At 64.5% G+C, this 7,452-nt stretch carries 8 protein-coding genes; 2 read left to right on the top strand and 6 right to left on the bottom strand.

The window, feature by feature from the left end; translation table 11 throughout:
* The 5 genes from AX702_RS11940 to gatC form a co-directional block, all read right to left on the bottom strand.
* A partial coding sequence (locus AX702_RS11940) for an aspartate carbamoyltransferase catalytic subunit (RefSeq protein WP_066779845.1) occupies positions 1-889 on the bottom strand: 889 nt, incomplete at its 3' end.
* 108 nt (positions 890-997) lie between these two features.
* Positions 998-2,449 carry an Asp-tRNA(Asn)/Glu-tRNA(Gln) amidotransferase subunit GatB gene (gene gatB, locus AX702_RS11935; RefSeq protein ID WP_066779841.1) on the bottom strand — a complete coding sequence of 484 codons (1,452 nt, stop codon included), beginning with the start codon at positions 2,447-2,449 and terminating at the stop codon, positions 998-1,000.
* The gene (locus tag AX702_RS11930) at positions 2,442-2,675 is read right to left on the bottom strand and encodes a hypothetical protein (protein WP_231731833.1); all 234 of its coding nucleotides are present in this window, start codon (positions 2,673-2,675) and stop codon (positions 2,442-2,444) included. Before AX702_RS11930 ends, gatB begins: the two co-directional genes overlap by 8 nt.
* Positions 2,676-2,725: 50 nt before the next feature.
* Positions 2,726-4,210, bottom strand: a complete 1,485-nt coding sequence (gatA, locus tag AX702_RS11925) for an Asp-tRNA(Asn)/Glu-tRNA(Gln) amidotransferase subunit GatA (protein WP_066779837.1) — start codon at positions 4,208-4,210, stop codon at positions 2,726-2,728.
* A 73-nt stretch (positions 4,211-4,283) separates the two neighbouring features.
* Positions 4,284-4,586, bottom strand: coding sequence for an Asp-tRNA(Asn)/Glu-tRNA(Gln) amidotransferase subunit GatC (gene gatC / locus AX702_RS11920; RefSeq protein ID WP_066779835.1), 303 nt, complete (start codon positions 4,584-4,586; stop codon positions 4,284-4,286).
* A gap of 158 nt (positions 4,587-4,744) precedes the next feature.
* Here gatC and AX702_RS11915 point away from each other — a divergent pair, with 158 nt between their 5' ends.
* Together AX702_RS11915 and ruvX are read left to right on the top strand one after the other, a co-directional pair.
* Positions 4,745-5,845 carry a DUF3089 domain-containing protein gene (locus AX702_RS11915; RefSeq protein WP_066779833.1) on the top strand — a complete coding sequence of 367 codons (1,101 nt, stop codon included), beginning with the start codon at positions 4,745-4,747 and terminating at the stop codon, positions 5,843-5,845.
* Complete coding sequence (gene ruvX / locus AX702_RS11910; protein ID WP_066779831.1) at positions 5,842-6,300, top strand: Holliday junction resolvase RuvX; 459 nt, start codon at positions 5,842-5,844, stop codon at positions 6,298-6,300. Before AX702_RS11915 ends, ruvX begins: the two co-directional genes overlap by 4 nt.
* Here the strand turns inward: ruvX and AX702_RS11905 are convergent, their stop codons facing one another.
* Positions 6,301-7,446: an epoxide hydrolase family protein gene (locus tag AX702_RS11905; protein WP_066779829.1), complete on the bottom strand. Its 1,146-nt coding sequence runs from the start codon at positions 7,444-7,446 to the stop codon at positions 6,301-6,303. It abuts the gene before it with no gap.
* Positions 7,447-7,452 lie beyond the last annotated feature (6 nt).

Here is a 7,452-nt window from a genome sequence, read left to right as displayed (position 1 = left end):
GCTCCGCATGATCGGCGACGTTCGAGTCGATCTCGACCCCCCGGTTCATCGGCCCGGGATGCATAACCAGCGCGTCCGGCTTCGCGCGGGCGAGCCGCTCCAGCGTCAATCCGTAGCGGAGGTGGTATTCGCGGCTCGACGGCACATAGCCGCCGGACATGCGCTCGGTCTGAAGGCGCAGCATCATGACCACATCCGCCCCCTCCAACGCTGCGTCAAAGTCAGTGAAGGGCGTGACTCCCATGCGCTCGATCGCGGGCGGCATGAGGGTGGACGGTGCGCAGACACGCACTTCTGCCGCCAAAGCCGTCAGGGCGAGGATGTTCGACCGCGCGACTCGGCTGTGCAGGAGATCGCCGCAGATAACCACGCGCTGATTATGGATCGTGCCGCGGCGGCGGCGAATGGTCAGGGCGTCGAGCAGGGCCTGGGTCGGATGTTCGTGGCGGCCGTCACCCGCGTTGAGCACGGGGCAATCCACCTTGTCCGCGATCAGGCGGACTGCGCCGGAGGACATGTGGCGGATGACGATCACGTCGGCGCGCATGGCATTCAGCGTCATCGCCGTGTCGATCAGCGTTTCGCCCTTCTTCACGCTCGATTGCGCGGCGTGCATGTTCACGACGTCTGCGCCGAGCCGCTTGCCGGCAATTTCAAAGCTCAGCAGCGTTCGGGTCGAATTCTCGAAAAACGCATTGATTTGCGTGAGTCCCGCCAGCCGCTTGTCGGGCACGCCGCGCTGCCGGTTGGCAGTGATCCAGCCTTCCGCCTCATCGAGCAGGAAAGAGATCTCGTGCGGCTGAAGCCCTTCGATCCCGGTGAGATGGCGGTGCGGAAAGACGGCGCCGCCGGGAATGAGGGAGGCGGGGCGGTGGTCCGAGGCAGGCATCGGAATGGGCAGTTAATCGGCGCAGGCGAGGGTGGCAAGCCGCACGGCATACCCGCCATCACCCTCTGTGCGGTGGATGACGATTGGGAACGCCGTGCGGATGACAGATCAGCCGAGCGCCTTCTTCAGCAGTTCGTTCACCACCTGCGGATTCGCCTTGCCGCCCATTGCCTTCATCGTCTGACCAACGAAGAAGCCGAACAGCGCCTGCTTGCCGCCGCGATACTGCTCAAGCTGACCCGGATTTTTCGCGAGAACGTCTGCGATCACCGCCTCGATCGCTCCGGTGTCGCTGGTCTGCTTCAGACCGCGCTCTTCCACGATCTTGCCGGGCGCATCGCCGGTTTCGAGCATCACTTCGAACACCTGCTTGGCGAGGCTGCCGGACAGCGTGCCATCTGCAACCAGCGCGAGCAGTTCGGCCGCCTGCCCCGGAGTGACGGGCGATTCGGTGATGTCCTTGCCGATGCGGTTGAGCGCGCCGAACAGCTCGCCAGTCACCCAGTTGGAAGCGGCCACCGGCGCGGCGCCCGCGTCAAGCAGAGTGTCGAACCAGCGGGCGGTCTCGACCTCCGCAGTCAGCACGTCCGCATTGTAAGCCGTGATGCCGAGTGCCTCGTACCGCTTGCGCTTGGTATCCGGCAGTTCCGGCAGAGACGCGCGGCATTCATCCAGGAATGCGTCATCGAGCTCGAGCGGCAGCAGATCAGGATCCGGAAAGTAGCGGTAATCATGCGCATCTTCCTTCGACCGCATGGAGCGCGTGGTCCCGGTGTCGGGATTGAACAGGCGGGTTTCCTGAACGATCTTGCCACCGGATTCGAGCACGTCGACCTGGCGGTTCGCCTCATGCTCGATCGCGGCCATGACGAAGCGGACCGAGTTGACGTTCTTCGTCTCGGTTCGCGTGCCGAACTCCTCGCCGGGCTTGCGCACGCTTACGTTCACGTCGGCGCGCATGGAGCCTTCCTCCATGTTGCCGTCGCACGAGCCAACATAGCGCAGGATCGCGCGCAGCTTGCGCAGATAGGCGCCCGCCTCAGACGGAGAACGCATGTCGGGCCGGCTGACGATCTCCATCAGCGCGACGCCGGAGCGGTTGAGATCGACATAGGAGCGGGTGGGGTGCTGATCATGCATCAGCTTGCCGGCGTCCTGCTCGACATGGATGCGCTCCACACCGATCGTCTTGACCGCCTCGCCATCTTCGATCTCGACTGAGCCTTCGCCGACAAGCGGATGATAAAGCTGCGAAATCTGATAGCCCTGCGGGAGATCGGCGTAGAAATAATTCTTGCGATCGAAGCGCGACCATTTGTTGATCTGCGCGTCGATCGCCATGCCGGTGCGGACCGCCTGACGGATGCATTCGCGGTTGGGAACCGGAAGCATGCCGGGCATCGCCGCGTCGATCAGGCTGACCTGCGAGTTCGGCTCTGCGCCGAACGCAGTCGCCGCGCCCGAGAAGAGCTTTGCGTTGGACGTTACCTGCGCGTGCACTTCGAGGCCGATCACGACCTCCCAATCGCCGGTGGCACCCTTGATGCGATAATCAGTCATTGTTGGATCCAAGCAAGTCGTCGAGCACCGCAGTCATCTCCCGCTTCATCAGCTGGTCAAAGTGCGTGTGCCCATGCACTTCAATCGTGTCGAGAAACATGACTGTCGTATCCCGATATTCCGGAAACGCCCTCAATCCTCGTATGTAGGCGATAATCACGGGAGCGAGATTGATCTCGCAGTTGATTTCGTCCCACAAACGACGGACCAGATTGGTGTAGGCCATCAGGCGAATAGTGGGGTCGCTACTCTCCTCCGAACCCGGTGACGAGTCTTTCACCACCAAGCCTGTGGCCGCGCGACGAAGCCGGCGCGCTCTTCAATCGCAAGCGCGGCGTTGAGCACGCCTTGCTCGTCCAGCGCCTTGCCGATGACCTGCAATCCGAGCGGCAGGCCATGCTTGTCGAGGCCGCCAGGTACGCTCATCGCGGGTAGGCCGGCGAGCGACGATGGCACCGTGAATACGTCGTTCAGGTACATGGCGAGCGGATCGTCGCTTTTTTCGCCAAGGCCGAACGCCGCCGAAGGAGCGGTCGGCGTCAGCAGCACGTCGCAGCTTTCCCAAGCCTTGTCGAAGTCTTGCGCGATCAGGGTGCGGACCTTCGACGCCTGGGTGAAATAAGCGTCGTAGAAGCCGGCCGACAGCACATAGGTGCCGATCAGAATGCGCCGCTTCACTTCCTCGCCGAAGCCGGCCGCCCGGGTGGCGGCGTACATCGCCTGAAGGTTTGCACCCTCCGGCAGATCGCGCTGGCCGTAGCGAACGCCGTCATAGCGGGCGAGGTTGGAAGAGGCCTCGGCCGGGGCGATGATGTAATAGGCCGGCAGTGCATATTTGGTGTGCGGGAGCGATACCTCGACCACCTCGGCCCCGGCGTCCCTCACCCATTCGATGCCACGCTGCCACAGCGCCTCAATCTCTTCGGGCATGTTGTCCACGCGATATTCGCGCGGGATGCCGACGCGCTTGCCGGCCAGGCTGGCATTCAGGCCCTGCTCCCACTTCGGCACCGGGATGTCCAGCGAGGTCGCGTCCTTCGGATCGAAGCCGCTCATCGTCTCCAGCATGATCGCGCAATCGCGCACGTCACGGGCCATCGGACCGGCCTGATCGAGCGACGAGGCGAAGGCGATGACGCCCCATCGCGAGCAGCGGCCATAGGTGGGCTTGATGCCCGAGATGCCGGTGAAGGCGGCGGGCTGGCGGATCGAGCCGCCAGTGTCGGTGCCGGTCGCCGCCGGGCAGAGGCGGGCCGAGACCGCCGCCGACGAGCCGCCCGAAGATCCGCCAGGTGCGAGCGCCGCATTGCCACCGTCCTTGCGGCGCCATGGCGAGATCACGTTGCCGAACGCGCTGGTCTCGTTGGACGAGCCCATGGCGAACTGATCCATATTGAGCTTGCCCAGCATGCCCGCGCCCGCATCCCACAGGCGCTGCGACACGGTGGATTCATACTGCGGCATGAAGCCTTCCAGAATGTGGCTCGCCGCCGTGGAGGCCACGCCCCTGGTGCAGAACAGGTCCTTCATGCCGATCGGCACACCCGCGAGCGGCTTCAGCGCCTCTCCGGCAGCACGTGCGGCATCGGCGGCATCGGCGGCGGCGAGCGCGTGATCGGGCGTTTCCACCAGAAATGCATTGAGTTGCCGCGCGTTGCTGACAGCGGCATTGAACGCTTCGGCCACCTCGCGCGCAGTGAATGTGCCTTCGCGGACACCGTCGCGGATCTCGCGAATGCCAAGGCTGGTCAGATCAGTCATCAGAACACCGTCACACCGGCCTGCGCCGGCGCTTCAAGAGAAAGGAAGGGGCAGCGAGTCGCGGCCAGCATGATCACTCGATCACCTTGGGAACGGTGAAAAAGCCGTGTTCGGCCTGGGGCGCGTTGGCCAGCACCGCATCGCGCAGACCGCCTCCGGTGAGCGGATCAGCGTTCACCACGTCATCGCGCAGGCGCAGCTTGTTGGGGATTACGGCCGTCATCGGGGCTACGCCGCTGGTGTCCACCTCTCCCAATTGTTCGACCCAGCCAAGGATGTTGTTGAGCTCAGGCACGAGCCGCTCGGCATGGGCATCGTCGATCGCGATGCGGGCGAGGCTCGCGACCTTCTTCACGGTGGCAATATCTACGGACATGGCGCGCGCGCTATCACTGTGGCCGGTGCGAAGGCAACAGCGCTGGCGACAGGGCGGCGCGCCTGGCGTGGCAAACGCGTGTTCGGCGAGCCAGGCAGCGCCGGTCGCTACACGCAGCATGGTTGCGCGGGGCCGGCCGCTGGGGCAGGCGGGCGGGCATGGCACGCAAGTTCCTTTACGTCATTGCCGTCCTGATCGCGCTCGTGATCGCCGGAGCGGTCGTTTACCGGATCTGGGGCAATGACCTGATCCGCTGGACCTTCGTGCCTGGCCGGCCGTTCGAGGCAAAGGCCAAGGTGCGCGAAGACGTGTACGACCGTGCCGACATGTGGTTGGCGCGCCCTGACCTTGCGGGCAATCCAGCGCTGTGGACCCCCGCGGGTTACCAGCCGCGCAAGACGGCGGGCGGCGCGGCGGTCTTCTTCATCCATCCGACGTCATATCTGAGCGACGACCACTGGAATGCGCCGCTGGAGAATAAGGAGGCCAATGATCGTGCCGCCCTGTTCCTGCGTGGGCAGGCCAGCGTCTTCAACGAGGCCGGCGAAATCTGGGCACCGCGATATCGGCAGGCGACATTCGGATCATTCCTGACCGATGCGGGCGACGCCGAACGTGCGCTTGATCTGGCTTATGGCGATATCCAGTCCGCCTTCGCTGCCTTTCTGCGCCAGATCGGCGCAGACCGGCCGATCATTCTGGCCGGGCATAGCCAGGGTGCGCTCCATCTGACGCATCTGCTGAAGGACAAAGTGGCGGGCGCGCCGATCGCCCGGCGCGTGGTTGCCGCTTATGTCGTGGGCTGGCCTGTCAGCCGCGAGCATGATCTGCGGGCGATGGGCTTGCCGGAATGTACCCGTGCGGATCAGCAAGGATGCCTCCTTTCATGGGAAACGTTTGCGGAGCCGGCCGATCCATCCCTGGTGCTTGATACCTATGACAAGTCGATCGGTTTCGATGGGAAGCCGCGTGGTGGATCCCGCCTGGTCTGCACGAACCCGCTTACCGGCACAGCCGACGCCCAGGCTCCGGCGAGCGGCAACCTTGGTACGCTTTTCCCCGCGGCGGATCTTGGGAGCGCGAGGATCGAGGGCGGGAAGGTGCCGGCACGGTGCGGCGAGCGCGGCTTGCTGCTGATCGGCGGGGGGCCGGATGTCGGGCCCTACGTGCTCCCCGGCAACAACTATCATGTGTACGACTACAGCCTGTTCTGGGCGAACGTACGCGCCGATGTGGCGCGGAGGCTGGCGGCGCAATGATTACGGCATCGGCACAGGATTTCCGCGGCGCGTTGCCCAACGGCGGGCGGCTGATCGGGTTGGACCTCGGGACGAAGACGATCGGGACGGCGCTGTGTGACGCGGGCTGGAGCTTCGCCAGCCCCGCAGCGCTGATCCGCCGCCGCAAGTTCACGCAGGACAAGGCGGCACTTAGCGAGATGATGGCGGCGCAGCAGGTGGCCGGCATCGTGCTCGGCCTGCCGCTCAATCTGGACGGAACGGAAAGCCCGCGCAGCCAATCCACCCGCGCCTTTGCACGCAACATTGCCGATCTCGCGCCCATCCTGCTGTGGGATGAGCGCTGGTCCACGGTCGCGGTGGAACGGGTGATGATCGAACAGGATATGAGCAGGGCCAAACGTGCCGAGCGGATCGACAGCCTGGCGGCGGCGCATATCCTCCAAGCGGCGATCGACGCGCTGGTTCGGGATTGATCAGGCAGTCCGCAAGGGCCTGAAGGCCGTGCGGACCTCCTGAACGAACAATTCGGGCTGCTCAAAGGCCGCGAAGTGCCCGCCGCGGTCCAGCTCATTCCAGTGGATGATGTTGGGATATTGCCGCTCCGCCCAGCGCCGTGAGGCACGGAAGATCTCCTTCGGGAACATGCTGTAACCGGTAGGTACGGTTACCTTGTCCGTGCCGAACGATCGAAAGCTTTCCCAATACAGCCTTGCGGACGAGGCGCCGGTACCTGTCAGCCAATAGAGCATGATGTCGTCGAGCATCTCGTCGCGGCTAAGCGCATTTTCCGGTTCGCCGTCGCAATCGGACCATTCGCGAAACTTCTCGTAGATCCACATCGCCTGGCCAACGGGCGAGTCGACCAGGCCGTAGCCGAGGGTCTGCGGGCGCGTCGCCTGCTGCTGGGAATAGCCGTTCCCGTCCTGCATGTAGCGCTGCAGGCTTTCAAGCGAGGCCTTCTCCTGATCAGTCGCGTTCGCCATGTCTTCGGGCGATGGACGCACGACCAGCATGTTGAGATGGATGCCGGCGACGGAGGGGTCCCCGCTGGCACCAATGGCCGTCGTCACGGCCGAGCCCCAATCACCACCCTGCGCGACGAAGCGGTCATAGCCCAGGCGCTTCATCAGCGCGATCCATGCCTTGGCGATCCGCGGGACTGGCCAGCCCTGCTCAGGACGTTCCGAGAAGCCGTAGCCGGGGAGAGACGGGCAGATGACGTGAAACGCATCCTCCGGCTTCCCGCCATGCGCGACCGGGTCGGACAGGGGGCCGATCACTTTCATGAACTCCACGACTGACCCCGGCCAACCATGCGTGATGATGATGGGAAGGGCGTCGGGGTGCGGCGAGCGCCGGTGTAGGAAGTGAAGGGTCAGTCCGTCAATTTCTGTCGTGAACTGGCCGATGGCGTTCAGCGCCGCTTCGCACCGGCGCCAATCATAGTCGTTCTGCCAATGATCGATGAGCGCCCTTGCGCGGTCGAGCGGGACGCCCTGTTCCCAGCCCGGCACGGTCTCCCGTTCCGGCCAGCGCGTGCGGGACAGGCGATCGCGCAGATCCTGCAGTGCGTCCTCCGGCACTGTCAGGTGGAACGGAAGGACCGCATCGCTCGACATATTCGC

Origin of the sequence: Sphingomonas sp. CCH5-D11, from assembly GCF_001557395.1 — a bacterium.
Taxonomy (GTDB): Bacteria; Pseudomonadota; Alphaproteobacteria; order Sphingomonadales; family Sphingomonadaceae; genus Sphingomonas.
This window is presented reverse-complemented; position numbering and strand designations above follow the sequence as displayed.

Coding starts and splice junctions, on each gene's coding strand:
- gatB (WP_066779841.1), bottom strand. CDS start 2,449: ATGACTGATTATCGCATCAAGGGTGCCACCGGCGATTGGGAGGTCGTG.
- AX702_RS11930 (WP_231731833.1), bottom strand. CDS start 2,675: ATGGCCTACACCAATCTGGTCCGTCGTTTGTGGGACGAAATCAACTGC.
- gatA (WP_066779837.1), bottom strand. CDS start 4,210: ATGACTGATCTGACCAGCCTTGGCATTCGCGAGATCCGCGACGGTGTC.
- gatC (WP_066779835.1), bottom strand. CDS start 4,586: ATGTCCGTAGATATTGCCACCGTGAAGAAGGTCGCGAGCCTCGCCCGC.
- AX702_RS11915 (WP_066779833.1), top strand. CDS start 4,745: ATGGCACGCAAGTTCCTTTACGTCATTGCCGTCCTGATCGCGCTCGTG.
- ruvX (WP_066779831.1), top strand. CDS start 5,842: ATGATTACGGCATCGGCACAGGATTTCCGCGGCGCGTTGCCCAACGGC.
- AX702_RS11905 (WP_066779829.1), bottom strand. CDS start 7,446: ATGTCGAGCGATGCGGTCCTTCCGTTCCACCTGACAGTGCCGGAGGAC.